22 protein-coding genes are annotated in these 26,915 nt (G+C 72.4%); 2 read left to right on the top strand and 20 right to left on the bottom strand.

The annotated features are described in order from the left end of the window. Positions 1-6: 6 nt before the first annotated feature. The 11 genes from rnc to DAI20_RS08140 form a co-directional block, all read right to left on the bottom strand. The gene (gene rnc / locus DAI20_RS08190; RefSeq protein ID WP_108250088.1) at positions 7-711 is read right to left on the bottom strand and encodes a ribonuclease III; all 705 of its coding nucleotides are present in this window, start codon (positions 709-711) and stop codon (positions 7-9) included. A 25-nt stretch (positions 712-736) separates the two neighbouring features. Then, positions 737-940 (bottom strand): 50S ribosomal protein L32, encoded by a 204-nt coding sequence (gene rpmF, locus DAI20_RS08185; RefSeq protein WP_108250087.1) that lies wholly within the window; start codon positions 938-940, stop codon positions 737-739. A 3-nt stretch (positions 941-943) separates the two neighbouring features. Next, a complete protein-coding gene (locus tag DAI20_RS08180; RefSeq protein WP_108250086.1) occupies positions 944-1,534 on the bottom strand; it encodes a YceD family protein in 591 nt (196 codons plus the stop codon). Between the two features lie 34 nt (positions 1,535-1,568). Further along, positions 1,569-2,060: a pantetheine-phosphate adenylyltransferase gene (gene coaD / locus DAI20_RS08175; protein WP_108250085.1), complete on the bottom strand. Its 492-nt coding sequence runs from the start codon at positions 2,058-2,060 to the stop codon at positions 1,569-1,571. A gap of 58 nt (positions 2,061-2,118) precedes the next feature. Next, positions 2,119-4,338: an ATP-dependent DNA helicase RecG gene (locus DAI20_RS08170; RefSeq protein WP_108250084.1), complete on the bottom strand. Its 2,220-nt coding sequence runs from the start codon at positions 4,336-4,338 to the stop codon at positions 2,119-2,121. Positions 4,339-4,347: 9 nt separating this feature from the next. After that, the gene (locus tag DAI20_RS08165) at positions 4,348-6,723 is read right to left on the bottom strand and encodes a transglutaminase TgpA family protein (RefSeq protein ID WP_108250083.1); all 2,376 of its coding nucleotides are present in this window, start codon (positions 6,721-6,723) and stop codon (positions 4,348-4,350) included. Beyond that, the gene (locus DAI20_RS08160) at positions 6,720-8,036 is read right to left on the bottom strand and encodes a DUF58 domain-containing protein (RefSeq protein WP_108250082.1); all 1,317 of its coding nucleotides are present in this window, start codon (positions 8,034-8,036) and stop codon (positions 6,720-6,722) included. Before DAI20_RS08160 ends, DAI20_RS08165 begins: the two co-directional genes overlap by 4 nt. 10 nt (positions 8,037-8,046) lie before the next feature. Continuing rightward, positions 8,047-10,452, bottom strand: a complete 2,406-nt coding sequence (locus DAI20_RS08155; protein ID WP_159084973.1) for a transglutaminase TgpA family protein — start codon at positions 10,450-10,452, stop codon at positions 8,047-8,049. Beyond that, the gene (locus DAI20_RS08150) at positions 10,439-11,716 is read right to left on the bottom strand and encodes a DUF58 domain-containing protein (protein WP_108250080.1); all 1,278 of its coding nucleotides are present in this window, start codon (positions 11,714-11,716) and stop codon (positions 10,439-10,441) included. The genes DAI20_RS08155 and DAI20_RS08150 overlap by 14 nt, the downstream gene beginning before the upstream one ends. A 64-nt stretch (positions 11,717-11,780) precedes the next feature. After that, positions 11,781-12,746 (bottom strand): AAA family ATPase, encoded by a 966-nt coding sequence (locus DAI20_RS08145; protein WP_240606021.1) that lies wholly within the window; start codon positions 12,744-12,746, stop codon positions 11,781-11,783. A gap of 231 nt (positions 12,747-12,977) precedes the next feature. Beyond that, complete coding sequence (locus DAI20_RS08140) at positions 12,978-14,690, bottom strand: acyl-CoA dehydrogenase family protein (RefSeq protein ID WP_108250079.1); 1,713 nt, start codon at positions 14,688-14,690, stop codon at positions 12,978-12,980. Between the two features lie 464 nt (positions 14,691-15,154). Between DAI20_RS08140 and rsmD the strand changes: the two genes are divergently transcribed. Next, positions 15,155-15,847, top strand: a complete 693-nt coding sequence (gene rsmD, locus DAI20_RS08135) for a 16S rRNA (guanine(966)-N(2))-methyltransferase RsmD (protein ID WP_108250078.1) — start codon at positions 15,155-15,157, stop codon at positions 15,845-15,847. Here the strand turns inward: rsmD and DAI20_RS08130 are convergent. After that, the gene (locus DAI20_RS08130; protein ID WP_240605972.1) at positions 15,817-16,863 is read right to left on the bottom strand and encodes a thiamine-phosphate kinase; all 1,047 of its coding nucleotides are present in this window, start codon (positions 16,861-16,863) and stop codon (positions 15,817-15,819) included. The two genes, rsmD and DAI20_RS08130, sit on opposite strands and share 31 nt — an antisense overlap. Before the next feature lie 24 nt (positions 16,864-16,887). Here DAI20_RS08130 and DAI20_RS08125 point away from each other — a divergent pair, with 24 nt between their 5' ends. Beyond that, positions 16,888-17,442, top strand: coding sequence for a DUF3515 domain-containing protein (locus tag DAI20_RS08125; protein ID WP_108250076.1), 555 nt, complete (start codon positions 16,888-16,890; stop codon positions 17,440-17,442). Between the two features lie 801 nt (positions 17,443-18,243). Here the strand turns inward: DAI20_RS08125 and DAI20_RS08120 are convergent. The 8 genes from DAI20_RS08120 to DAI20_RS08085 all read right to left on the bottom strand — a co-directional run bounded on the left by DAI20_RS08120 (position 18,244) and on the right by DAI20_RS08085 (position 26,824). Next, positions 18,244-19,386 (bottom strand): D-alanine--D-alanine ligase family protein, encoded by a 1,143-nt coding sequence (locus tag DAI20_RS08120; protein WP_108250075.1) that lies wholly within the window; start codon positions 19,384-19,386, stop codon positions 18,244-18,246. Positions 19,387-19,389: 3 nt separating this feature from the next. After that, the gene (locus DAI20_RS08115) at positions 19,390-20,421 is read right to left on the bottom strand and encodes an NAD(P)H-dependent glycerol-3-phosphate dehydrogenase (RefSeq protein WP_108250074.1); all 1,032 of its coding nucleotides are present in this window, start codon (positions 20,419-20,421) and stop codon (positions 19,390-19,392) included. Then, entirely contained in the window at positions 20,414-21,202 is a 789-nt protein-coding gene (locus DAI20_RS08110; protein WP_108250073.1) for a lysophospholipid acyltransferase family protein, read from the bottom strand. The genes DAI20_RS08115 and DAI20_RS08110 overlap by 8 nt, the downstream gene beginning before the upstream one ends. Before the next feature lie 7 nt (positions 21,203-21,209). Then, entirely contained in the window at positions 21,210-22,580 is a 1,371-nt protein-coding gene (murA, locus tag DAI20_RS08105) for a UDP-N-acetylglucosamine 1-carboxyvinyltransferase (RefSeq protein WP_108250072.1), read from the bottom strand. A 1-nt stretch (position 22,581) separates the two neighbouring features. Next, the gene (leuD, locus tag DAI20_RS08100) at positions 22,582-23,178 is read right to left on the bottom strand and encodes a 3-isopropylmalate dehydratase small subunit (RefSeq protein WP_108250071.1); all 597 of its coding nucleotides are present in this window, start codon (positions 23,176-23,178) and stop codon (positions 22,582-22,584) included. Next, entirely contained in the window at positions 23,178-24,629 is a 1,452-nt protein-coding gene (gene leuC, locus DAI20_RS08095; RefSeq protein WP_108250571.1) for a 3-isopropylmalate dehydratase large subunit, read from the bottom strand. The genes leuD and leuC overlap by 1 nt, the downstream gene beginning before the upstream one ends. 205 nt (positions 24,630-24,834) lie before the next feature. Beyond that, the gene (locus DAI20_RS08090; RefSeq protein ID WP_240605971.1) at positions 24,835-25,656 is read right to left on the bottom strand and encodes a PP2C family protein-serine/threonine phosphatase; all 822 of its coding nucleotides are present in this window, start codon (positions 25,654-25,656) and stop codon (positions 24,835-24,837) included. A 133-nt stretch (positions 25,657-25,789) separates the two neighbouring features. Next, entirely contained in the window at positions 25,790-26,824 is a 1,035-nt protein-coding gene (locus DAI20_RS08085; RefSeq protein WP_108250070.1) for a TerC family protein, read from the bottom strand. Positions 26,825-26,915 lie beyond the last annotated feature (91 nt).

The following is a 26,915-nucleotide window of genomic DNA, read 5'->3' as shown; positions in this document are numbered from 1 at the left end:
GGCTGCCTAGGCGCGCTGCGAGTCGGCCTGGAGCAGGGTCCACGCCTCGAGCGCGGCGGCCATCTCGGCCTGCTTCTTGCTCGTGCCGTCGCCCTCGGCCGTCACCAGGCCGGGCACGGTCACGACGGCGTGGAACCGCTTGCGGTGGTCGGGTCCGGTGTCGGTCACCGCGTACTCCGGGGCCGCGACGCCCGCGCGGGCGGCGACCTCCTGCAGGCTCGTCTTCGGATCCATGGCGGCGCCGAAGCGCGCGGGGTCGGCGAGCAGCGGGGAGATGAGGCGCAGCACGAGGTCTGTCGCGGCGTCGCCGCCGGCGTCCAGGTACACGGCGCCGATGAGCGCCTCGACCGTGTCGGCGAGGATGGACGACTTCTCGCGTCCGCCCGTCAGTTCCTCGCCGCGTCCGAGCAGGAGGTGCGGTCCGACGTCGATGGACTTCGCGACCTCCGCGAGCGCGACGGAACTGACGAGACTCGCCCGCCGCTTCGCGAGCTCGCCCTCGTCGAGGGTCGGGAAATCGCGGTACAGCATCACGGTCACGGCCTGCCCGAGGATCGAGTCGCCGAGGAACTCGAGGCGCTCGTTGTTCGGGATGTTGCCGTGCTCGTACGAGTAGGACCGGTGCGTCAGCGCGAGCTCGAGGAGCTCGGGACTCACGTCCACGGACAGGGTCGCACGAAGTGCGGCCCTGTCCGGGATCACGGCTGACACGCCGGTAAGCGTTGTGCGGGTCGGACTAGACGTCGGCGACCTTGCGGCCCTTGTACTCCATGTACAGGGCGGTGCCTGCGGAGTCCTCGACGACCTTCGCGCGGTGCGGGAGGCTGTAGGTGACGCGGCCGTTCTCGACGGTCTTGACGAGGTTCGGGACCTCGGCCTTCCACTGCGAGCGACGAGCGCGCGTGTTGGAGCGGGACATCTTCCGCTTGGGAACTGCCATGGTTCAACTCTTTTCTTGATCAGGGCCGTTTTCGGCCTTGACAGTGTCGGTGGTGGTGTCCCCCGCACTGCTGTCCGTGGAAGCCTCGAACCCCGCGAGCGCGGCCCAGCGGGCATCCACCTCGGGGGTGGTGTCCTCGGAGTCCGACAGGACCAGGCTGATGCCCGAACCCAGCTCGAAATCGAGCTGTTCGTCCGGCAGTTCCGGCTGGAACGGCAGTTCCAGAACTACGGCATCCCTGATCACAGGTTCTAGATCCACGTGGTCATCGAGAACCTGATAGTCGAAGGCTTCGTCAAGAGAATACGCGAATAACTCCTGAAACTCGACTTCGATGGTCTGCTGCATCTCCGTGAGGGTGCGCGCGGTGTGTCCCTCAGCGATCGTTTCGACGTCGCCGGTCACGAGAATCCCCTCGTGAACGGACTCCAGGCGCACGTGGACGTGCAGCTCCTGGCCCTCGCGAACCTGCAGCAGGCCCTCGCCGAGGTGCTCCGGAACGACGATGGTGAGATCGTGCTCCCGCATCTCCCCCGGCCGGTTCACGATGTCGCGGACGTTGACCATGTACGGGGTCTTGATGAATCTGGACACGGAGAACGAGTGTAGTCGCCCGCCGCCGGGCGGCTCAGGACAGCGACTCGCCCTGCAGCAGGTCGGCGACGACCCGCGGCACGTACGGCGACACGTCCCCGCCGAGCGATGCGACCTGGCGAACGAGCGAGCTCGAGACGTGCGCGTGGGCGGGGTCCGGCAGCAGGAAGACGGTCTCGACGCCCGCGAGGTTGCGGTTGACGATGGCCATGGGCGTCTCGTAGGCGACGTCGACCTGCGAGCGGATGCCCTTGACAAGCACGCTGGCGCCCACGTCGGTGCAGTAGTCGACGAGCAGGCCGACGCTCCAGGACTCGACGCGGATGTTGTCCGGCAGCCCGGCCTCGGCGATGGCCTCGCGCAGCAGGGACACGCGCTCCGCGATGGGCAGCAGCGCGGTCTTCGCGGGGTTGTGCACGACCAGCACGTGCAGCTCGTCGAACAGGCCGGCCGCGCGGTCGATCACGTCGAGGTGCCCGAGGGTCACGGGGTCGAATGAACCTGGTACGACCGCGATTCTGCTCATGGGACAAGCTTAACGGCCCTCTGTTGCAGCCAGGTTTCACGCCCGGCGGCGGTGCCGGTCACGCCTTCGCGAGGAAGGTGCGGGTCGACTCGTCCAGCCGTCGTGCGATCGCCGCGGCGAGCTCCGGGTGCTCGGACAGGCTCGGGTCGGCGTCGAGGATGCCGGACGCCTGCTCACGGGCCGCCTCGATCACGTCCGTGTCGCGCACGACGCGCAGGAGCCGCAGCGACGAGCGTCCTCCGGACTGAGAGCTGCCGAGCACGTCGCCCTCCCGCCGCAGCTCGAGGTCGGCCTGGGCGAGCTCGAATCCGTCGAGCGTCGACGCGACGGCGTCCACCCGCTCGCGCCCGAGGCTGCTCTCCTCGGCGCCGGTGACGAGCAGGCACAGGCCGGGCACCCCGCCGCGGCCGACGCGACCGCGCAGCTGGTGCAGCTGCGAGACGCCGAAGCGCTCGGCATCCATCACCACCATCGTGGACGCGTTCGGCACGTCGACGCCCACCTCGATGACCGTCGTGGCCACGAGCACGTCGATGCGCCCGGCGGCGAAGCCGCGCATCAGCTCATCCTTCTCGTCGCTCGACATCCGCCCGTGCAGGCCCTCGACCCGGCGGCCGGCGAGCAGCGGATGCGCGCGCAGCTCGGCGGTCAGCTGCACCACGGTCGTGAGCGGCCGCTGCGGGGCGCCGGCCTCGGCATCCGGATCCACGTCGTCGTCCTCGCGCACGCCGCCGGTGCCGGCGGGGCCACCGGAGGCGCCGGCCGGGGCGGGCTCGATCGCCGGGCACACGACGAACGCCTGGTGCCCCTTCTCGAGCTCCTCCGAGACCCGGGCCCAGACCCGGTTGATCCAGTCGGGCTTCTCCGCGAGCGGCACGACGAAGGTCTCGATGCCCTTGCGTCCCGCCGGCAGCTCGCTGATGGTCGAGATGTCGAGGTCGCCGAAGACCGTCATGGCGACGGTGCGCGGGATAGGGGTGGCGGTGAGCACGAGCACGTGCGGCGGTGTCGTGCCCTTCTGGCGCAGCGCCTCGCGCTGGTCGACGCCGAAGCGGTGCTGCTCGTCCACGACGACGAGCCCGAGGTCGTAGAAGGTCACCGACTCACCGAGCAGGGCGTGCGTGCCGACCACGATGCGCGCCTGGCCGCCGACCGTGCGCAGCAGCGCCTTCCGCCGCTCGGCGACGGGCAGCTGGCCCGTGATGAGGGTCGGCATGAGCTCGGCCGCCAGGTTGGGGCCGAGCACGCGCACGAGGGAGCGCAGGTGCTGGGCGGCCAGGACCTCGGTGGGGGCGAGCAGGGCCGCCTGCCCTCCGCTGTCCGCGACGGCGAGCATCGCGCGGAGGGCGACGAGAGTCTTGCCCGAGCCGACCTCGCCCTGGATCAGACGGTTCATGGGGTGGGTGCCCGCGAGGTCGCGCGCGATCTCCTCCCCCACGAGCTGCTGGTCGCCGGTCAGCGCGAACGGCAACTGCCTGTCGAAGCGTTCGAGGAACCCGCCGGCGACGGGCGTGCGCGGCGTCGCGTTCCACGACCGGTTGGCGGCGCGCTGCTGCAGCAGGGCGGCCTGCAGCACGAACGCCTCCTGGAAGCGCAGGGCGTGCTGGCCGGCCCGCCAGTCCGCGTCGCGCTTCGGGCGATGGACGCCCTCGAGCGCCGCGCGGTAGTCGACGAGCCCTCGCTCGGCGCGCACGGCCGGGGGCACGGGGTCGGCGACCGGCCCGAGCCCGTCGAGCACGAGCTCGATTGACTTCGCGATCTGCCAGCTGGCGAGCGTCGACGTCGCCGGATAGATGGGGATGGGCGACTCGGCCCAGCGGATGGCGGCGGGACTCGGCGTCGCGTGGCCGAGGTCGTCGTCCCACGGGTCGAACAGCTCGTAGTCCGGATGGGCGAGCTGCAGGGCGCCGCGGTAGGCGGTCACCTTGCCCGCGAAGATGCCGCGCATGCCGGGGACGAGCATCTTGGCCCGCCACGCCTGATTGAAGAACGTGAGGGTGAGGAAGCCCTTGCCGTCGGTGATCCGCACCTCGAGGATGGTGCCGCGGCGCGCTTTCATGCTGCGCTCGCGCACCTCGCGCACCTCGGCGATGATCGTCACGTTCTCGTCGAGCGGCAGCTCGTCGAGGGCGCTCAGCTCACCCCGCTTGGCGTAGCGCCTCGGGTAGTGGCTGAGCAGGTCCGCGGCCGTGCGGATGCCGAATGCCTTCTCGAAGGCCGTGGCGGTGCGCCCGCCGAGCACGGACGCGAGCTTCGCATCGAGCGCCGAACCGACCATCCCTACAGATTAGGCGGGACGACCCACCCGCAGCGGTCGCCCGGGCCGGAGGGTGGTGACGAGCGACGCCGGCAGCATCGCGGCGGCGAGCCGCCGGCGGCGCGGAGCGTGCGACGAGAGGGCCGCCGACACGTCCGCCGTCCACGACACGAGCTGGTGACCGCGCTCCGGCGTCACGACCGCGGCGGACCCCGGGGCGGCGAAGCGCTCCCGCTCCAGCGCCTCGAGCAGGCCGGCCAGGGCGACGCCAGCGGCCTCGTCGACCCCCAGCCGCTCGGCGAGCTCCGCGGCGAAGGCGCGGGGCGTGTCCGTCGACCGGACCGGGAGCCCGAGGTCGCGCGCCGTGTCCTGCACCTCGGCCCAGGCGAGCGACGCGGGCGCCCGACCGCGGAGCAGGGCGGTGCGACGCCGCGAGCGGCGGAGCGCGCGCAGGGCGGCCGGGACCAGCAGCGCGAGCAGCAGGAGCGCGGCGACCACCGCGCCCGCGGGCACACCCGCGTCGTCCACGCTCGCGGCGCTCGCGGCGCCCGGGTCGTTCCGGGTCTGATCGGGCGGCGTCGTGGGAGCGACGGGGGCAGCCGCACTCGGCGCGGCGCTCGGCTCGACGCTCGGGGCGTCGACGGGGGCCGGGGAGGCGTACTCGGCGAGGTCGCCGCGGCCCGGCGTCGGCTCGAACTTCAGCCAGCCGGCGCCCTCGAAGTAGAGCTCCGGCCACGTGTGCAGGTCCTGCGTGCCCACCTGGTAGCGCGTCCGGCCGTCCTCCGTGCCGCGCCGGTCGCCAGGCAGGTAGCCGACCGCGACCCGGGCGGGGATGCCGAGGGCGCGCGCCATGACCGACATCGCCGAGGCGTAGTGCACGCAGTAGCCGATCTTCTCGTCGAGGAATCGGGCGATGACGTCCATGCCGTTGCCGTCGTAGCCCTCCTCAACGGGCGCCTCCTCCGAGTAGCGGAACTCCGCGGAGCGGAAGTAGTCCTGCAGGGCGAGTGCCCGCTCGTAGTCGCTCGTCGCCTCCGCCGTGACCTCCTGGGCCGTGCTGCGGATGACGGCGGGCAGGTCCTCGGGCAGCTCCAGGTTCCGCTGCAGGTACGGCGACGGAACGGCGGGGGCGACGACGCCGGCGAGCTGCTCGCGGGTCGGCTGGGGCACCGCGCTGGTCACCCGGTAGTCCTGGCCGCGGGTCGAGGCGTTCGACGTCGCGATGGTCATGCCGTCGGCCTCCCAGTACCAGTCGCCGTCGAGGCCGGATACCTCGGTCGGCGAGTACGGCACCGGCAGCCAGCGCGTGTTCGACGCCTGCACCCGCACGTCGACGACCACCTCGGTCACCGGGGTGGCCTCGGCAAGCCCGGGGGCGGGGGCGATGCCGTTCAGGGTGTTCCGCTCGTCGGGCAGGATGCGCTCCGGCGCCCAGGTGCGGCCCGTGAAGCGGGAGAGCGTCGCGAGCTTGAAGTAGAGGTCCTCGTCGGAGTCCGTCGTGTACTGAAGCGCCTCGGTGTTGCCCGGCCGGCGCAGGTCGTCGCCGAGGTTCAGGATGGGGTTCACCCGTCCGCTGCTGATCCCGCCCGTGCCGCCCGTGCCCGCGGCGGCCGTGAAGCCGCTCGTGGTGAAGGCGGGCACGACGTTGGGCACGACGAGGGCGACGACCACCGCCCCGGCCGCGAGCGCCGCGGCACGCACGCCCAGGCGGCCGACCGCCGGTCCGCCCGATGATGCGGCCGAGGCCGGCCGCGCGGGCCACTCCTCGCGCTCCCGCACCCGGACGTCCGCCCGCAGCAGCCAGAAGTAGAGCGCGACGAGGATGGCGAAGACGGCGAGGTCGAACTCGGTGAAGAGCACTGAGCCGGGGATGGCGAGCAGCACGATGAGGGCCACGCCGGTGAGCGCGGGCACGCGCAGCGCGAAGACGAGCAGGTCCTGCACGATGGCGACCGCGGCCATGCCGCAGACGACGAGGAAGACGAGTTCGGGCACCGGGGTCGCCGGCGCCCCCTGGACCACCACCTGCACGGTCCCCTGCTCGAACACCCGCGCGAACAGGCGGGCCGTGTCGAGCGTGGGCACGATGCCGAGGAAGGCGGTGGACTGGCCGAAGATCAGCGTGATGAGCAGCAGGCCGGACCCCGCGACCGCCCCGCTCGCCAGCAGGACGTGGCCGCCGAGCCAGCGGACGACGGCGCCGGCCCCGAGCATCACGGCCACGACGAGCAGGGAGAGGGGAAGCCACGCGCCGAGCCGGAGCACCGGGGTCAGCGCGCTCACGCCGACGGCGAGGGCGAGATAGACAGGCAGGAGCAGCCGCCAGCCGCCGGGGACCGTGCTCTCCGCCACGCGGGAGGACCGGCGCGCGGGAGCCGCGGCGACCGGGCCGCCGTAGGCCGTCACGCGGCGGCCCCGACGCGGTCCAGGGCCGCCCAGGCCGCGGCGGGACCGGTGGCCGGATCCAGGGTGATGCAGGTCCAGCCCTCGTCCTCGAGCGCCAGCCGGGATGCGCGGCGCGTGCCGGGCGGGAGGAACGCGACGGCCGGGTCGCACCAGTGCCGAAGCGTCCGGAGCCGGTCCGCGTCGGCGTCGGTCACCGTCCCGAGCACGGCGAACAGGGGCGTCGCCGACGAGTTGCGGCGCAACTCCCCCGCGACAGACGGGAACGCGTCGTCCCGGTCGTCGGCCGGGACCCGCTCGAGCTCCGCGAGGCGCACGAGGAGGTCGCGCTGAGCGCCGTCCTCGTTGCCGCTGTCGCTGCTGACGCGGCTGGCGACCGGTCGCCCGGTCTCGAGCACGAGGACCCCGCAGCCGATCGATCTCAGGTGCAGCGCGAGGGACGCGGTGAACTCGACCGCCCGCTCGAACGCCTCGGCGTCCTCGTCGCCCCGCCCGGCGCGGGTGTCGAGCAGGATCACGGCCTCGGGGTCGCTGCGCTGCTCCTCCTGCCGCACCATCAGCTCGCCGTGCCGCGCGGTCGCCCGCCAGTGCACGCGCCGGAGCGGGTCGCCGGCCAGGTAGCCGCGGGTGATGGCGTCGTCCTCGCCCGCGCTCGACTGACGGTGCACCTGGTGCGCGTCACCGTCGCTGAGCGCGCGGGTGAGGGCGACCGTGGGCAGGCGGCTGATGCGCGGGGTGACGACCAGGTCGTGGGCCGGGCCGACGGCGTGCCGGAGCGTGACCAGCCGGAACGGATCCTGCTCGTCGAGCACGAGCGGCCCGATGGGGAACACGCCGCGGCGGTCGGGGGTCAGCGAGTAGCGCAGCGTCGCCGCTTCGCCGGAGCGGTCGGCGCCGAAGCGGGAGCCGCTCAGGGCGGGCATGGCGCCCGGGGGCGTCGATCCCACCGGCGCGGGCAGGAGGTCGCGCCACACGACGGGCGCCGAGGCGAGGGGCAGCTCGTTGCGCACGTGCACGCCGACCATCGTCGGCCGGCCGGCCTCGACGATGGCGGGGCCGAACGACCTCGTCACGGTCAGCCGGGTGCGCGCGGCCAGGAGGTAGACCGCGGCGAGCACGGGCAGCGCCACGAGCACGACGGACACGAAGAGGAACTCCCGGCGACCGGTTGCGTACGCCACGATGAGCGCCGTCACCCCCGCGGCGAGCAGTCCGGCGCCGCGGAGGGTCGGCCGCGGCACGCGCAGGATGCGCGCGCGGGCGGCGAGTGCGCGCGCGGCGGCTCGCGCGTGCTGCAGGGGGTCTCGGCGGGCCATGCGCGGGATTCTAGGCGGCGCGGCTGAGGCCGGGTCTGGACGGGAGCAGGGAGACGGGCAGCAGGGCCGCGGCCAGCCGCACCCGGACCGGTGCCGCGGCCGTCAGCGCGGCGACGACGAGGGACGCGTCCCCGGCGAGCGCGGCTCCCGCGTCGGGCGGAAGCGGGGCGCCGCCCGCGCTCCCCGGCCTGCCGAAGCTCTCGCGCTCGTACGCGGACCGGATGCGCGCGAGTGCGTCGCGCTCGGGTTCGCCGAGCCCCTCAATGCCCCCGAGCCGGGTCGCGAAGGCCCGCGGGGTGTCCGCCGCGGGCCCGGGCAACCGGAGGTCGAGCGCCGTGTCGTGCACCTCGCGCCACGCATCCGCCGCCGTGCCGCGCCCGGTCCGCATGCGCAGGAGGCGGGCGCGGCGGACCGCCGCCCGGGCGAGCGCCGGGGCGAGCAGCGCGAGCGCGATCAACGCCGCCGCGCCGACCCCGTTCCAGGAGTCCCGCTCGGCCGCCGCGCCGGCGCTCAGTCCGAGGGCCTCATCCCGCAGCTGCCGCGGGTCGGCGGCTTGCCCGGTGAACGGGGCGGCCTCGGGGGCGACGTCATCCGCACCGGGCTCGGCGGCGGCAGGGGACGCGTACTCGGGCACGGAGCCACGGCCGGGCGTCGGTTCGAACGGCACCCAGCCGACGGACTCGAAGTACAGCTCGGGCCACGCGTGGGCGTCCCGTCCGGTCACCTCCCAGATCCGGCGGCCGTCGCGCTCGCCGTCCGTGCGGTCGCCGTAGGTGTAGCCGACGGCGACGCGGGAGGGGATGCCGACGACGCGGGCGAGCAGCGCCATGGCCGACGAGAAGTGGATGCAGTAGCCGGACTCCTCCTCGAGGAAACGGGCGATGAGCTCGGGACCGCTGCCGTCGTAGCCGCCGCGCACGGGCGCCTGCTCGGAGTAGTCGAAGGAGCCGCGGCGGAAGTGGTCCTGGATTGCGACCGCGCGGGCGTAGTCGCTGGTCAGGCCGGCGGTCAGCTCGTTCGCCAGGGCGGTGATGGGTTCCGGAACGCCGTCGCGCGGGAGGTCGAGCTCCTCGCTCAGGCGCTGCGGATCGGGTCGGCCCGCGGCGGTGAGCTGCTCCCGTGTCGGCACCACCGTCGCGCTCTCCACCGTGTAGAGCTGCCCGGCGGTCGACGCGTCGCGCGACTGCACGGTGAGCGCCGCGGGCTCCCAGTACCAGTCCCCGCTCAGGCCCCTGATCGACCGGGCCGCGTACGGAACGGGGAGCCAGCGGCTGCCCGCGTCCATGAACTGGATCTCGGTCGTCACCGCCTCCGTCTCGATCCGGTCGGTGAGCCCGGGGGGCGGGCCGATGCGGTCCGGCGTCCGGTTCGTGTTGAGTCGGAAGGGCCGCGGCTGCCAGGTCGTGTCGTCGAAGGACGTGAGGACCGCCGACCGCAGGTAGGAGGGGCGGTTCTTTGTGCTCGTGTAGTTGAAGACGGGCACGTCGCTCCGCCCGCGGAGGTCGTCCTCGAGCGCGACGATGGGATTCAGCGCCCCACCGCCCCGGCCGCCGGACTCTCCGCCGAAGAGCGCGGGGAGCGCGGGCAGCGAGGTGGGCATGCCGAGCGGCAGCACGAGGGCGCCGCCGATCGCGGCCGCGGCGAGTGCGACGGCGCGGCCACCCGCCACCCGGTGCGCCCCGCCGGTCCCGGTCGCCCGCGGGGTCGCTGCGGCACTCGGCGCGCTGCTGCCCGACGGCCCGCCCTCCGCGGCGGTGCCGCCCGGGTGGGCGGCGGAGCGGCGCCCGTCGGCGCGCCAGCGGATGCCCGCGCGCAGCAGGAAGGCGTAGGCGGCCGCGGCGAGCACGAACGTCCACGCCGACGCCCCGCCCGCGACCAGGGGCGCGATCGCCAGCACCCAGAACAGCGGCACCCCGGCGAGGGCGGGGGCGCGCGCGACCAACGTGAGCGCGTCGAGGACGAAGGCGAGCAGGGCGACGCCGAGCAGGAGGAGGAACGCGACCGGCCGGTCGACCTCGAGGGGCGCCGCGCCGTCGCGCAGGGACCGGACGCCGCCACGGGCGAGCGCCTCGATGCTGCGCAGCGTGCGTTCGGTGGGCAGGACGCCCGCGAGCAGGCTCGCCTGCGTGAAGGCGAGCACGATGCCGACCCCCGCGGCGAGCACCGGGGCGGTGGCGGAGACGAGGGTGGGCATCCGCAGCGCCCGCAGCCACGCCCCGCCGCCGACGACGACGGCCGTTACGAGGGCGGCGAGCGCCCACCACGCGCCCGGCGCGAACACGGGAGACAGCGCCACGACGCCGGAGAGGGCCAGGAGGGCGACGGCGGCGCTGAGCGACGCCGATCCGGGGACCCGCGGCAGCGAGAGCAGGCCGCGCGCGGCGGCCCACGGCATGCGGACGTCAGACGTGCTCATGGTGCACCGCGCGCTCGCCGATGCGCCGCCAGGCCGCGGCGAGGTCGTCCCCCGTGCCGACGCGCACGCAGGTCCACCCGGCTCCGGTGAGCGTCGACTCCTCGTCGGGCTCGGGGTCGTTCGTGACGAGGAAGGCGACCGCCGGGTCGGCGAGCGGGCGGAGCGTGGCGAGCCGCTCCGCCTCCTCGGCGCTCGGCGACCCGAGCACGGCGAAGAGGGGCGTGCCGCCGCCGCGGTGGCGGAGCTCCCCGCTCAACCGGTCTGCGAAGCCGCGGTCCACGGCGCCGGGCGCGCCGACCGCCGCGAGCCCCGCCAGGAACTCCTCCGAGCCGCCGGGGGCGCCGAACGCCTCGCGCGGGCGCACCAGCCAGCCGGTCCGCGCGGCCGACTGCAGCACGTCGACCTCGTATCCGCCGCCCTGCAGGTGCAGGGTCACGGAGGCGCAGAGCTCGATCGCGCGCTCGAAGTCGTCCGCGTGCCGCAGCGCGCCGTCGAACACCCCGATCCCGTGCGCGTGCGGATAGCTGCGCGGTCGCGTGTCGAGGAAGACGACCGCCTCCGGGTTGCTGCGGGGCTCCTCCTGGCGCACCATGAGCTCGCCGAAGCGCGCGGTGCTGCGCCAGTGCACGCGCCGCTTGGCGTCGCCCGGGCGGTACTCGCGGGTGATCAGGTCGTCGTCGCCCATCACGCCGTGCCGCTGCAGCTCGGCGGCCGATCCGTCCGCGACGGCCCGGCCGAACGGGACCTCGGGAAGGGGCGTGATGCGCGGCGTCACGACGAGCGGGTCAGACCCGCCGACCTCGGTCGTGCGCAGGACGAGGCCGAACGGATCCTGGCCCGCGACCACGAAGGGCCCGATCGGGTACACGCCGCGGTGCTCGGGCTGAAGCTCGTAGGTCAGTTCGGTCGCATCGTCCGCGCCCGCGACGGCCCGGAGGAGTGACCCGCCGAGCACCGGGAGCTCGGCGGACGGCGTGCGCCCGGCATCGGGCGGGACGGTGTCGAACCACCGCGCCTCCGGGGACGCGGTGCCGCCCGTGTTGCGGACGCCGATCGTCACGTGGACGGGCCTGCCCGCCTCGACGGTCTCGGGCTGGAAGGTGCGGGTGACGGAGAAGCGCGGACGGCCGATCGAGAGCAGCAGGGCGCCGAGGGCGGGCATCAGGCCGAGGAAGAACGCGAGGACGAGCAGCTCGCGGCGGTCGAGGACGTAGGCGAGCACGAGGCACGCGGCGGCCGCGCTCAGGAACGCGAAGCCGCGCATGCTGAGGCGGGGTCGGAAGGTCCGGCCCGGGTGGCGCCCCCGCGAGGACATGGCCGTTGGCCGCCTAGGCGCCCGCGGAGAGCGGCACGGGCGTGGCCGCGAGGATGCGCTCGACGACGTCGGCGACCGCCGCGGCGCCGTGCCCGCGCTGACCGAGCGCGCGGCTGGTCGGCATGAGGCGGTGCCCGAGCACGGAGACGGCGAGCGCGTCGATGTCGTCGGGCAGCACGAACTCGCGCCCCTCGAGCGCGGCGCGGGCCTTGGCGGCGCGGACCAGGTGCAGGGTGGCTCGCGGGCTCGCGCCGAGCCGGAGCTCGGGGTGCCTGCGCGTCGACTGCACGATGTGCACGGCGTACTGCTTGACCGGCTGGGACACGAACACGGTGCGCGCCGCCGCCATCATGGCGGCGAGCTGCTCGCCGGTGGCCACGGCCTCGAGGGCGTCGAGCGGGCTCGCCAGGTCGCGGGAGTGCAGCATGTCGAGCTCGGCCTCCGCGTCCGGGTAGCCCATGGAGATGCGGGCCATGAACCGGTCGCGCTGAGCCTCGGGCAGGGCGTACGTGCCCTCCATCTCCACGGGGTTCTGCGTCGCGATCACGGTGAACGGCGAGGACAGCGGGTGGGTGACGCCGTCGACGGAGACCTGGTGCTCCTCCATGCACTCGAGCAGCGCGGACTGCGTCTTCGGGCTGGCGCGGTTGATCTCGTCGCCGATGACGATGTTCGCGAAGACCGCGCCGGGCTGGAACTCGAAGCGGCGCTCCACCTGGTTGTAGATGGACACGCCGGTGACGTCGGACGGCAGCAGGTCGGGCGTGAACTGGATGCGGTTGACCGTGCAGTTCACCGAGGTCGCGAGCGCCTTGGCGAGAACCGTCTTGCCGACGCCCGGCACGTCCTCGATCAGCAGGTGCCCCTCGGCGAGCAGCACCGTGAGCGCCATCTGCGCGGCCTCGTGCTTGCCGGAGATCACGGACTCGATGTTGCCGATGATGCGGTCCGCGAGCGTGCGCACCTCATCGAGCGACAGAGCGGCACCGCTCTCCTCGAACTGCTCCGTCGCACCGCCGGAGGCGGAGTTCGTCGCAGCCGCGACCGAGTAATTGTTCACGCAGGTTCTCCTGAAGCGTCGCAGACGTGCCCTGATCCTACGTCACGCGTCCGCGTCCGCAGCAGGGAGATCCGGGGGACGTGCGGCCCGCGCCGAGCGGTCCCGTCGACTGGCCTCGTCGAGTGTCGGGACCGGTGCGGAGGCCCGCCGTCACAGGGAGAACTCGTATCCTCCCGCGTCGCGCACGCGACCGCCGATCTGCCGCGTGTACGCGTCGTCGTTGAGCTCGAGCGCCCGCAACTGGCGGCCGACCTCGCGCGCCTGGCTCTTGCAGAAGTTGATCGCGACGGTCTTCTCCGCCGCGGCGGCCGTCACGCCGGTGCGGGAGAAGGAGGCCGATGCGCGGGAGACGACCGCGACCTGGGCGTAGATGCCCGAGGCCACGGCGGTGAGCCGCTTCTGGATCAGCTGCTTCTCCTGCACCCGCTTGCCGTACTTCCGCAGGGCCGACTCCGCCGCGATCCGGAGCCGTCCGGTCTGGTCGGCGATTGCGGCGCTCTGCCGGGCCAGCGCGGGGTGGGCGCCCGTCACCCTGTCCGGACGGAGGGCCCGGTTCACGCGACCCGCGAGGTACGGCGCCAGCACGCCGATGGATTTCGCCGGCTCGCTGATGCTGAGGCTCTTCACGTCGGGCAGGTCCTCCGAGAGCGCCTTCAGCCCGCCCAGCGCGACGAACGCGCGCATCACGTCGTTCGAGCCCTCGAAGATGGGGAAGATCCGGAAGTCGCGAAGCGCCTTGGAGAGCGGGTTCTGCGTCATGTAGGCCTCGCCGCCGTGCACCTGCACCGCGCGGTTGAGGGCGTACCAGCCCAGGTCGCTCGCCACGATCTTCGTCATGGCGGACTCGAGCGAGAAGTCGCTGTCGCCGCGGTCGACGAGGCCCGTCGTGAGGTACGACATCGACTCGAGGCCGTAGATCTGGGTGTTCATCCAGGCGACCTTGTCCTCGACGAGCTCGAAGTCGATGAGCGGGCGGCCGAACTGGTGGCGCGAGTTCGCGTGCTCGAGGGTGAGGTCGAGGAAGCGCTTCATGCCGCCCGCGATGGACGTGCCCATCGACATCCGGCCGTTGTTGAGGGTGTTCATCGCGATGCGGAAGCCGTCGCCGGGCTCGCCGAGCAGGTTCTCGGCGGGCACGCGGACGTCGGTGAAGCACACGCGCTGCAGGCTGTTGGCGCGCAGCCCCAGCGTGTCGAAGCGCGGCCCCGTCGTGACGCCCGGCATCCCCTTCTCGACGATGAGCGCGACGTGGCCGAGCTCGCTGCGGGCGAAGACGGTGAGCACGTCCTTGTCGCCGTTGCCGATCCAGCGCTTCTCCCCGTTCAGCAGCCAGCTGCCGTCGCTCTGCCGCTCCGCGCGGGTCTCGAGGTTGTACGCGTCGGATCCGACATTGGGCTCGGTGAGCGCGAAGGCGGCCAGCTTGCGCCCGGCCGCGAGGTCCGGCAGCCAGCGGGCCTTCTGGTCGTCCGTCCCGTACAGGTGCAGGGGCTTCGTGCCGATGGACTGGTGCACGCCCATGACCACCGCGAGCGTGCCGTCGGCGCGGCCGAACTCCTCCATGACGCGGCAGTATCCGCTCTGGCTGAGGCCCTGGCCGCCGTACTTCGGGTCGACGAAGAGCCCGAGGAGTCCGCGCTCGCCGAGGTCGCGGATGGTGTCGTCGCCGACCCAGCGGTCCGCCTCGGCGCGGTTGGGGTCGTAATCGTTCTCGAGGTACTCCCGCGCGCAGGCGGCGAGCGCCTCGACGCGCAGCTTCTCCTCGCCCTCGAAGAGCCGGAAGGGCATGACGGTCTCGGCGGCGACCTGCCCGAGGAAGAGTTGCTTGGTGAAGGAGGGCAGCTGTGCCCGGTCTACTCGTGCCATGGGTCCCGATTGTGGGGACACCGTGGTCGAGCCTCGAATCCGTTGTGGGATCCCTACCACTTCCGCTCGCCGCGGGAGCGCGTCCGCTGTCGGTTCCGCCCGTCCCCTTCCCCTGCGGTGCCGGTGCGCTGCGGCGTCTCCCGCCTCCGCCTCCCCCGCACGGTGGCCTGTTCCGGATTCGGGCTCGATTGCGGGGTGGCGTTCCGGATTCAGACTCAGCTACGGAGTGCTGTTCCGAATTCAGGTTCAGCTTCGGGGTGGCGTTCCGGATTCAGGCTCAGCTGCGACACGCCGCGTTTCGAGGCCTCGAAACGCGGCGTGTCGCAGCTCAGCCTGAATTGCGAACGGTGACGGGAGGGAGGCGCGGGCTGGTGGTCGGCGAGGAGGGGTGGAGAGGCGGGATGCGCGAGGGCAGGCGGGGCGGGCGGCAGGCGGGGGCCGCGGCGGGAGGTAGCCTCGATCCGATGACCAGGATCATTTCGGGGTTCGCCGGTTCCCTCGTGCTGAAGGTGCCCCGCTCGGGCACCCGGCCGACGAGCGATCGCGTGCGCGAGGCCATCTTCTCGGCCCTCGACGCCCGCGACGTGCTGCCGGGCGCCCACGTCGTCGATCTGTATGCGGGGTCGGGCGCACTGGGCCTGGAGGCGGCGAGCCGCGGCGCCAGCGCCGTGACGCTCGTCGAGCGCGCGTCGGGAGCCGCCTCGATCTGCAAGGCGAATGCCGCCCTGGTGCGGCGGGTCGCGCCGCGGGGCGCCGAGCCGGAGATCACCGTCGCGGCGCAGGCCGCCCAGACCTTCCTCGACCACACGCCGGGCGGCTTCGACGTGGTGTTCCTCGATCCGCCGTACGACCTCGGGCCGTCCGAGCTCGGCAAGGCCCTCGCCTCCCTCGTGCGCAGCCTCCGGCCGGGCGCGATCGTGATGGTCGAGCGCTCCTCCCGGTCGCCGGAGCCCGTGTGGCCGAGCGGCATCGCGCTCGACCGGCGCAAGGACTACGGCGAGACGACGCTCTGGTGGGCGTCCGCGGTGCACTCCGACGAGGAGGCCGGCGCCGACGCGAGCGGGGACCGCGAGCGCGACGCGGCGGCGCAGGCTTCGGCCGAGGCGCACGCCCCGGCCGGCGAGGATCAGCCCGCCGAGCCGTTCCAGTCCCGGTAGGGATCCCAGCCGCCGGTCCCCCGGTGCGGCGCGCCGTCGACCGTGACGACGCCCGCGTGGTCGTTGACGAGCCCGATCGCGCGGAAGCCCGCGGGAAGCGGGGCGGACGCCGGGAACGTCGCGAGGAGCGAGTGGTCCTCGCCACCGGTGAGCACGAGGTCGTACGCGACATCGCGGAGCGCCGGATGCGCCGAGGACACCCAGAACATGTCCTCCGCGAGGGCCTCGGTGTAGACGTTGATGCCGACGCCGCTCGCCGCCGCGATGCGGGACGCGTCGAGCAGGAGGCCGTCGGAGACGTCGAGCATGGCGGTCGCCCCGCCCGTTGCCGCGTCCCGGCCGAGGCCGATGGGCGGCGACGGGGCGAGTTGAGCGCCGACGACCTCCGGGTGCCGCTTGCGCAGGGCGCGGGCGAGATCCGCGGCGGGCTCGGGCGCATCCGTGCCGTCTCCCGAGCGGACCGCCTCGCTGAACAGCAGGCGCACGCCCGCGGCCGCGCGGCCGAGCACGCCCGCGACGGCGAGCACGTCGCCGCCCCGGGCGCCGGAGCGCAGGACGGGGGCACGGCCCTCGAGGTCGCCGAAGGCCGTGACCACGATGGTGAGCGCATCCGAGACCGACAGGTCGCCGCCGACGACGCCGCAGCCCGGCGCGAGCGCGGACACCCCGTCGCGGAGGCCGTCGGCGAACGCCTCGAGCCAGGCGACCTCCGTCGACTTGGGCACCGCGAGCGCGACGACGAGTGAGGTGGGGACGGCGCCCATGGCGGCGACGTCCGCGAGGTTGGAGGCCGCGGCCTTCACCCCGAGATCGTGGGCGCTCGACCAGGCGAGCCGGAAGTCCGGTCCGTGGATCATCATGTCCGTCGTCACGACGAACCGGCCGTCCGGCGCCGCGAGCACGGCGGCGTCGTCTCCGGGGCCGACAAGCTGGGTGTCGGCCGAGGGAAGGCGGGGAAAGATCCGGGCGAGGGCCGCGCGCTCCCCGACGGAGCCGAGGGTGTCGTGGGCGGTCACGCGTTCCACGGTAGCGTGGATGGAATGAGTTCCCCGCGCCACCCCCGCCCCTCGCGGGCATCGCGCACCGCTCGGCGCCTCTCCCCCGTACTGCTTCCGCTTCTCGCGGCCGCCCTGCTGACCGGGTGCACGCCGAAGGTCCCGTTGCAGGCCGCGCCCGCGGCGACGGACACTGCGTGCGCCGACGTCGTCGTGAACCTGCCGGAGGAGGTCGCGGGCCAGCGCAGCCGGGAGACCGACGCGCAGGGCACCGCGGCGTGGGGATCCCCCGACTCGACGGTGCTGATGCGCTGCGGCGTCGACGTGCCCGGGCCGACCACCGCGCGCTGCATCGGCGTCAGCGGCGTCGACTGGGTGATTGACGACTCCCGCCAGCCGCTCATGACGTACACGACCTACGGGCGCGACCCGGCCGTCGAGGTGTTCGTGAACGAGGACCCCGACGACGGCGGCATCTCCGGATCGTCCGTGCTCGCCGCGCTGTCCGACGCGATCGGCGGGAGCATCGAGGCCACGGGCGGCTGCACCGACCCGGCCGAGCTCCTGAGCACCGAAGCCCCGGTCGCCCCGGCGGGCTAGGGGCCGCCGCGGTCCCGCGGCCCGCGGTCCCTGAGCGCTGCGGTCTCCGAGCGCTGCGGCCCCTGAGGCCCTGCGGTCGCTGAGCGCTGCGGTCCCTGAGCGCTGCGGTCCCTGAGCGCTGCGGTCCCTGAGCCTGCCGATGGGCCCGCGCCCGATCCTGCCCAGGCAGAAGGATCCTGCCCAGTTTTTAGCTGGGCAGGATCCTCCTGCCTGGGCAGGGGCACGATGTGGTGCGGACCCACCCTCTCGGCGGCCCGCGCGCGACGGTCCCTGAGCCTGAGCCTGTCGAAGGGACGCGGCAGGAACTCCGACGTGCAGCGCTCCCCATCCCCTGACGCAACTCAGCAGATCTCAGGCGACACGCCGTTGGCGCGACGCCGGGAGCGGCGTGTCGGGCGAGATCTGCTGAATTGCGTCGGGTGGTCGAGCGGATCTGCTGAATTGCGCCGGGTGGTCGAGCGGGTCTGCTGAGTTGCATTGGATAGTCGAGCGGATCTGCTGAGTTGCGTCGGATAGTCGAGCGGATCTGCTGAATTGCGTCGGAGGGTCGAGCGGATCTGCTGAATCACGTTGATGAGCCCCGCGAGGAGGTCGGCCTCGTCGCTTCGACAGGCTCAGCGACCGTGTGGACCGTGCACGCGCGCCTGCCCCCGGTCCCGGTCCCGGTCCCGAACCCTCTCCACGGCCCGCGCCCGATCCTGCCCAGGCAGAAGGATCCTGCCCAGTTATTAGCTGGGCAGGATTCTCCTGCCTGGGCAGGGGCACGATGTGGTGCGGATGCGCGGAACGCGCCTCCCGCGGCTACTCGGCGACGGAGGAAGGGACGGGGGCGGGCACCGCGCCGCGGAACACATCCGCGCGGGCCAGCGCGACGTCGAGGAGCTCCGTTATAAGCTCCGGGTAGCTGAGGCCCGAGGCGAGCCAGCACTTGGGGAACATCGAGATCGGCGTGAAGCCCGGCATGGTGTTCAGCTCGTTGATCACGAAGCCGTCAGCGGTGAGGAAGAAGTCCACCCGGGCGAGGCCCGCGCCGTCGATGGCCTCGAACGCCCGCACCGAGAGCTCCTGCATCTCGGCGAGCTCCGCCTCGGTCAGCTCCGCCGGGCAGACGAGGTCGATGCCGGGGGCGCCGAGGTACTTCGCGTCGAAGTCGTAGAAGTCGCGGCCGGAGACCACGATCTCGCCGGCGACGGATGCGCGAGCCGGCTGGCCGGGGCGCCCGCCGAGCACGGCGCACTCCACCTCGCGCCCGACGACGCCCGCCTCGATGAGCACCTTGCTGTCCTCCGCGAGGGCGATCGTCATGGCGCGGTCGAGCCCGGCCCAGTCGTCGACCCTGCTGACGCCCACGCTCGAGCCGGCGCGCGCCGGCTTCACGAACACGGGCAGGCCGAGGGCCCCCGCGCGCTCGCGCACCGCGTCCGCGGACTCGTTCCATTCGCGGCCCTGAACGGTGATCCACGGCGCGACCGCGATCCCGGCGGCGCGGAGCACCGTCTTGGTGAAGTGCTTGTCCATGCCGAGGCTCGACGCGAGCACGCCCGAGCCCACGTAGGGCAGGCCGAGCAGCTCGAGCATGCCCTGCACCGTGCCGTCCTCGCCGTACGGTCCATGCAGGATGGGGAATACGACGTCCACGTCGCCGAGGACGCGCACCGTGCCGTCCGCGAGCGTGACGGCGAGTTCGCGGGACAGCATGCTCTGCGGCCACAGGATGCGCGTGCCATTGTCGTCGACCGTGGGCAGAGCCGTCGCGTCCAGCGCGAACTTCGCCGGGTCGTCGTCCTCGAGCGTGAAGGCGCCGTCGCGCGTGATCCCGATCGGGATGACGTCGAACCGGTCGCGATCGATCGCGGCCAGCACGCCTCCCGCCGTGGCGCAACTGATGGAGTGCTCGCTCGACGGTCCCCCGAACAGAAGCGCGACGGTGATCTTCGTGGACATGCTCTACTCCCCCTGGGGCGTGTCGGAATCGGTGGTCAGGTGCGGCGCCAGGTCCCGCGGCGCGAGCGTCCCCTGCAGCACCTGCTGCACCTGCTCGGCGATGGGCATGGACACCCCGCGCGCGGCCGCGAGCTCGAGGATCGGCGTGACCGACGCCAGGCCCTCGGCGGTCTGCTGCATGGAGTTCACCACGTCGCTGAACGTGTAGCCCTGGCCGAGCAGACGTCCCGCGGTGTTGTTGCGCGACAGCGGCGACTCGCAGGTGGCGATGAGGTCGCCGAGGCCCGCGAGTCCGGCGAGCGTCTCCGGCCGGGCGCCGTAGGCGACGGCGAAGTCGGTCATCTCGGCGAGGCCGCGAGTGACGATCGAGGCCTTGGTGTTCTCCCCGTAGCCGACGCCGTCCACGATGCCGATGGCAACCGCGACCAGGTTCTTGAGCACCCCGCCGAACTCGGTGCCGATGACGTCGGTGTTCACGAACGACCGGAAGTAGCTGTTGGAGGCGGTGAGCGCCACAATGTGCGCCGTCTCCAGGTTGCTCGACGAGACCACGGCCGCGGTGGGCTGCTCCTTGGCGATCTCGAGGGCGAGGTTCGGGCCGGAGGCGACGGCGATGCGGTCGGGCTCGATGCCGAGCGTCTGCTCGATGACCTGGCTCATCCGCAGGCCGCTGCCGCGCTCCACGCCCTTCATGAGGCTGACGACGATCGCTTCGTCGGGGATCAGCGCGGCGGCCTGCTCGAGGTTGGCGCGGAGGCTCTGGCTGGGAACCGAGATGTAGACCTGGGTCGCCCCGTCGAGCACCTCGTCGAGCTTCGCGCTCGCGCGGAGGCTGCGGGGCAGGTTGATGCCGGGGAGGTAGTCGCTGTTGCGCTTGCTGATCGTGATCTCGGTCGCGAGCTCCGCGCGCCTCGCCCACATGGTGACCGGCGAGCCGCCGTCGGCGAGGACCTTCGCGAAGGTCGTCCCCCAGCTGCCCGCGCCGAGGACGACGATCTTGGCGCTGCGCTGCGCGTCCTTCGGCGAACTACTCAAACCGGCCGGTCTCTTTCTGGTTGTTGATCTTCGGGTCCCAGCGCTGCTCCGGCGCCTTCTCCCCCCGGAGGTCCTCGAGCAGGGCCGTGATGGCGTCCATCACGACGCTTGTCGCCTCCGTGAGAGTACCGGAGTCCAGGGCGCGACCGCGGAAGGCGGACAGGTCGACCGGGTCGCCGATCCGGATGCGGATCGTCTTCCGCGGGAACAGGGAGATCTTCTTCGAGTACCGCCCCATCAGCTGCTGGGTGCCCCAGTGGGCGGCGGGGACGATCGGGATTCCCTGCTCGAGGGCGATCCGCACGGCCCCCGTCTTGCCGCGCATGGGCCACAGGTCGGGGTCCCGGGTCAGTGACCCCTCGGGGTACACGATGACGAGGCGCCCCTTCTCCACGAGCTCGTTGGCGGCGCGGAGCGGCTCGCTGCCGCGCACCGTGCCCGCCCGCTCGACGGGGATCTGGCCGGACCGGCGCAGCAGCCAGCCGACCACGGGGATCCTGAACAGGCCGGCCTTCGCGAGGAACCGCGGGGCGCGGCCGAGCCGCCACACCGCGTGACCCATGACGACGGGGTCGATCTCGCTGTAGTGGTTCGGCGCGAGCACGAAGGCGCCCTCGCGCGGCAGCTTCTCGGCACCCTCGATGCGGTACCGCGTCACCAGGTTCATGGGCGGCACGGCGAGCGCGGCGAGCACCCAGAAGATGGACGGCCGGGTCTTCTCGGGTGTCGCCTTCAGGCGCGGGGACGGAGCGGGTTCGGGAGAGGCGGTGGGGCGGGGCATCCGCCCATTATCCTTCGAGAACGAACTCTGCCCCGAGCTGCTCGAGCTTCGCGATGAAGTTCTCGTACCCCCGGCTGATGATGCCGACGTTGCTGACCGTGGACGTGCCCTCGGCGCTCAGCGCCGCGATCAGGTGGCTGAAACCGCCGCGGAGGTCGGGCACGACGATGTCGGCGCCCTTCAGCGGCGTCGGGCCGGAGATCACGGCGGAGTGGTTGAAGTTGCGCTGGCCGAACCGGCAGGGCTGCCCACCGAGGCACTCGCGGTGGATCTGGATCGTCGCGCCCATCTCCACGAGCGCGTCGACGAAGCCGAAGCGCTGCTCGTAGACGGTCTCGTGCACGATCGAGACGCCCTTGGCCTTGGTGAGGGCCACGACGAGCGGCTGCTGCCAGTCGGTCATGAAACCGGGGTGGACGTCGGTCTCGATGACCACGGGCTTCAGCGGTCCGCCCGGGTGGTAGAAGCGGATGCCGTCGTCCTCGATGTCGAACGCACCGCCGACCTTGCGGAACACGTTGAGGAACGTGGTCATCTCCTGCTGGCGCGCGCCGCCCACGAAGATGTCGCCCTCGGTGGCCAGCGCGGCGGAGGCCCAGCTCGCGGCCTCGTTGCGGTCGAAGAGCGCGCGGTGCGTGTAGCCCTCGAGGCGGTCGACGCCCTCGATGCGGATCACGCGGTCGGTGTCGACCGAGATGATGGCGCCCATCTTCTGCAGGATGTTGATGAGATCCATGATCTCGGGCTCGATCGCCGCGCCCGTGAGCTCGGTGATGCCCTGGGCGCGCACGGCGGTGAGCAGCACCTGCTCGGTCGCGCCGACGCTCGGGTAGGGCAGGGAGACCTTGGCGCCCTTCAGCCCGTTCGGGGCCGACATGCGGATGCCGTTGGGCTGCTTCTCGACGATGGCACCGAAGTTGCGCAGCACCTCGAGGTGGAAGTCGATGGGGCGGTCGCCGATGCGGCAGCCGCCCAGGTCGGGGATGAACGCCTCGCCGAGGCGGTGCAGCAGCGGCCCGCAGAACAGGATCGGGATGCGGCTGGAGCCGGCGTGCGCGTCGATCTCGGCGTAGTGCGCGCTCTCCACGTTGCTCGGGTCGAGCACGAGCTCGCCGTCCTCGGCACCCTTGGCGATCTTCACGCCATGGATCTCGAGGAGGCTCGCGACGACGCGCACGTCGCTGATGTCGGGGACGCTGCGCAGCAGGCTCGGGCTCTCGCCGAGCAGGGCGGCGACCATCGCCTTGGTCACGAGGTTCTTGGCCCCGCGCACCTCGATGCGACCCGTCAGCGGGCGACCGCCGCGGATGACGATGCGGTCGCCTCGGAGGCCGACGCTCGCGCCGGCCCGGTTGGCATCCTGCAGAAGAGAACTCACGCTATTTCACCGGCAATGTCTTGGGCCGCCAGGACTCCCGGCGGGATTCGAATTCTGTGATGCGCGGTTCGTCGCGCAGGGTGAGGCCGATGTCATCGAGCCCCTCGATCAGCCGCCATCGAGTGTAATCGTCGATCGCGAACGGCACGGTCAGGTCGCCCAGCGTGGCGACACGCTCGACGAGATCGATGGTCACGCCGACCCCGGGCTGGGCCTCGATGGCCGCCCAGAGCCGCTCCGCGTCCTCCTCGGAGATCTGGCCCGCGAGCAGGCCCTGTTTCCCCGAGTTGCCGCGGAAGATGTCGCCGAACCGGGGGCTCAGCACCGCGCGGAAGCCGAAGTCCCGCAGCGCCCACACCGCGTGCTCACGGGAGGATCCGGTGCCGAAGTCGCTACCCGCGACGAGCACCGAGGCGCCCTGGTACGCGGGCCGGTTGAGCACGAAGTCGGGGTCCTGCCGCCAGGCGTAGAACAGCGCGTCCTCGAAGCCCGTCTTGGTGACGCGCTTCAGGAAGTTCGCGGGGATGATCTGGTCGGTGTCGACGTTGGACCGGCGAAGCGGCGCGGCCACGCCCGTGAAGCGGGTGAACTTCTCCATCAGCGCGCACCGCCCTGCAGGGACGGCACGGGAGCGGACGCCTGCTCCTGCTCGAGGTCCCAGGGGCTGGAGAGCGTTCCGCGGATCGCGGTGGCCGCGGCGACGAGCGGCGACACGAGGTGGGTGCGCCCGCCCTTGCCCTGCCGGCCCTCGAAGTTGCGGTTGCTCGTGGATGCGCACCGCTCCCCCGGGGCGAGCTGGTCGGGGTTCATGCCGAGGCACATGGAGCAGCCGGCGAAGCGCCACTCGGCGCCGAACGCGGTGATCACCTTGTCGAGGCCCTCCGCCTCCGCCTGCAGCCGCACGCGCGCGGAGCCGGGCACGACCATGACGCGCACGCCCTCCGCCTTGGTGCGGCCCTCGATGACGGACGCGAACGCGCGCAGGTCCTCGATGCGGCTGTTGGTGCAGGAGCCCATGAAGACCGCGTCCACGTGGATGTCCTTGAGGGGCGTTCCCGCGGCGAGGTCCATGTACTCGAGCGCCCGCTCCGCTGCGGCGCGCTCGTTGGCGTCGGCGATCTCGGCCGGGTTCGGCACGGTGTCGCTCAGCGACGCGCCCTGGCCGGGGTTGGTGCCCCAGGTGACGAACGGCTCGAGCTCGTTCGCGTCGAGGAAGATCTCGGCGTCGAACACCGCGTCGTCGTCCGTTGCGAGCGTGTTCCAGTACTCGACGGCGGCGTCCCAGTCCGCGCCCTCGGGCGCGTGCGGGCGGCCCTTCAGGTAGGCGTAGGTCGTCTCGTCCGGCGCGACCATGCCCGCGCGGGCACCGGCCTCGATGGACATGTTGCAGATGGTCATGCGGCCCTCCATGGAGAGGGAGCGGATGGCGCTGCCGCGGTACTCGAGCACGTAGCCCTGCCCGCCGCCGGTGCCGATCTGCGCGATGACGGCGAGGATGATGTCCTTCGCGGTCACGCCCGGCCGGAGCTCGCCCTCGACGGTGACCGCCATGGTCTTGAACGGCTTGAGCGGGAGCGTCTGGGTGGCGAGGACGTGCTCGACCTCGCTGGTGCCGATGCCGAACGCCATGGCGCCGAACGCGCCGTGGGTGGAGGTGTGCGAGTCGCCGCAGACCACGGTGATGCCGGGCATGGTCAGGCCGAGCTGCGGTCCGACGACGTGCACGATGCCCTGCTCGATGTCGCCCAGGGAGTGCAGCCGAACGCCGAACTCCTCGGCGTTGCGGCGCAGCGTCTCGATCTGGGTGCGGCTCGTGAGGTCCGCGATCGGGCGGTCGATGCCGATCGTCGGCGTGTTGTGGTCCTCCGTGGCGATCGTCAGGTCCGGCCGGCGCACCGGGCGCCCGGCCATGCGCAGGCCGTCGAACGCCTGCGGGCTGGTGACCTCGTGAAGGAGGTGGAGGTCGATGTAGAGGAGGTCGGGCGCTCCGTCTTCGCCGCGCGCGACCAGGTGGTCGTCCCACACCTTCTCAGCAAGCGTCTTGCCCATCATCACCTTCACATTGGAGCCGATTCCATCTGGATCGACACATCGGAGTCGATCGGAGAGGGCCGATTCTACCGTCGGCACGCTATAGCCCAACCGAGCGGGGCCCTCGCCGTATTCCCGCCGCACCGCCGGCGGGGACTGCCGCCCCGGTCCAGGGCTTCCGCCGCCCGGACGGCCGCAGGCCCCTCGGGAGCGTCAGGGGAGTCTAACCGCGGGCGGCGGGGTCCACCAGCGCCGGCTCGAGCAGCGTCTCGATCACGACCACCGTCACGTTGTCGGTGCCGCCTGCGTCGACCGCGGTGGCGACGAGCCGCTGGGCGAGGGACTCGACGTCGCGGCCCGCGTGCTCCTGCACGATGGCGGCGATGGTGTCGTCGCCCAGCTCCTTGATGAGCCCGTCCGAGCAGGCGAGGAACAGCTGGCGGCCGTCGACCGGGAGCAGCCACGCGTCGGCGTCGACGTCCGCGTCGGCCCCAACGGCCCGGGTGATGAGGTTCCGCTCCGGGTGCACCGCGGCCTGCGCCTGCGTGATGAGGCCGAGGTCGACGAGCTGCTGCACGGCCGAATGGTCCACGGTCAGCTGGGCGAGCGCGGCGCCGTCCCAGCTGTAGACGCGGGAGTCGCCGACGTTGAACACCATCCAGCGGAGGGCGCCGGACGGATCCTCGGGCTCGGTGACGAGCGCAACGCCCGTGAGCGTCGTGCCGGCCAGGGTGCCGGGGGCCGAGCCCGCCTCCACGAGCCCGAGCACGGCGTCGTTGGAGGCCTCGATGGCCTCGAGCACCGCATCCTGGGCGACAGGCCGGGGATCGGGGAAGAGTTCGGCGAACGTGGCGACGACGGTCTGGCTCGCGCGGTCGCCGAACTGGTGCCCGCCCATGCCGTCTGCGACGAGGAAGACCGGGAGCCGGGCGAGGAAGCTGTCCTCGTTCACGCGGCGCACGGCCCCGCGGTCGGTCGCCGCGCTGCCGCGAACCGTGAGGGCGCCGCCGGGCACGGTGAGGCGCGCGGTGGGCTGCTGGTTCACGGGTCCCTTTCGAATGCTGGCGCGGTGAGGCGGTGGACCGCTCACCGTACCAGTCAGGCCCCGCCCCTGCGGGGGCGAGGCCTGTGCGCTGAACCGGTGGCCGGCCGAGCTCTGGTCGGGCTGTTCTTGCCCCCTAGTCGCGGTCCGCGCTGATCTCCGCGGCGCGCTCGTCGCCGTGGGCGGCGGGCACGGCGCGGCTCTCGCGGCGCATGCGGATGAGGCTCGCGACGGTCGCCACGATCATGGTGCCCACGATGACGCCCAGCGAGGTCCAGGTGTCGATCTCGGGGGCCCACTCGATGTGCTGACCGCCGTTGATGAAGGGCAACTCGTTCTCGTGCATGGCGTGGAAGACGAGCTTCACGCCGATGAAGAACAGGATGAACGCGATGCCGTACTTGAGGTAGTGCAGGCGGTCGAGCAGGCCACCGAGCAGGAAGTAGAGCTGGCGGAGACCCATGAGGGCGAAGATGTTCGCCGTGAACACGATGAAGGGGCTCTGCGTGATGCCGAAGATGGCCGGGATCGAGTCGAGCGCGAAGATGAGGTCGGTCGTGCCGATGGCGACGAACACGATGATCATCGGCGTGAAGACCTTCTTGCCGTCGATGACCGTGCGGACCTTGGATCCGGCGTACTCGTTGGAGATGCTCATGTGGCGGCGGAGGAACTTGATGAGGCCGTTCTCGCCCTCGTCGTCGTTCTCCTCCTTGGCGAGCGCCTGGTGCACCGCCGTGTAGAGCAGGAACGCGCCGAAGATGTAGAAGATCCAGCTGAAGTTCTCGATGAGCTGGGCGCCGAGCAGGATGAAGATGCCGCGGAACACCAGGGCGATGACGATGCCCACCATGAGCACCTCCTGCTGGTACTTCCTGGGCACCGAGAACCTCGCCATGATGATCACGAAGACGAAGAGGTTGTCGATCGACAGGCTGTACTCCGTCAGCCATCCCGCGAGGAACTGGCCCGCGTGCTCCGCGTCGCCGAGCACGAGCATGAGGAGCGCGAAGATCAGCGCGAGCCCGACGTAGAAGCCGACCCAGAGGCTGGACTCGCGAACAGATGGCACGTGCGGCCGGCGGTACACGATGAGGAGGTCGGCGACGAGGATCAGGATCAGGACGATGAACGAGCCGATCTCGAACCATGCGGGGAGTGCGAGTTCCACGGGGTTTCCTTTGCGGGTGACGGACCTTGCGGTTGCCGCGCCCTGGTGGGCAGCGAGCCTGTGCAGGTGGCGGTAGGCGTGACAGAACCCG

The sequence above is a fragment of the Planctomonas deserti genome (assembly GCF_003067705.1).
Lineage (GTDB): Bacteria > Actinomycetota > Actinomycetes > Actinomycetales > Microbacteriaceae > Planctomonas > Planctomonas deserti.
Note: the sequence above shows the minus strand (reverse complement) of the source record. Positions and strands in the feature narration are given on the sequence as shown.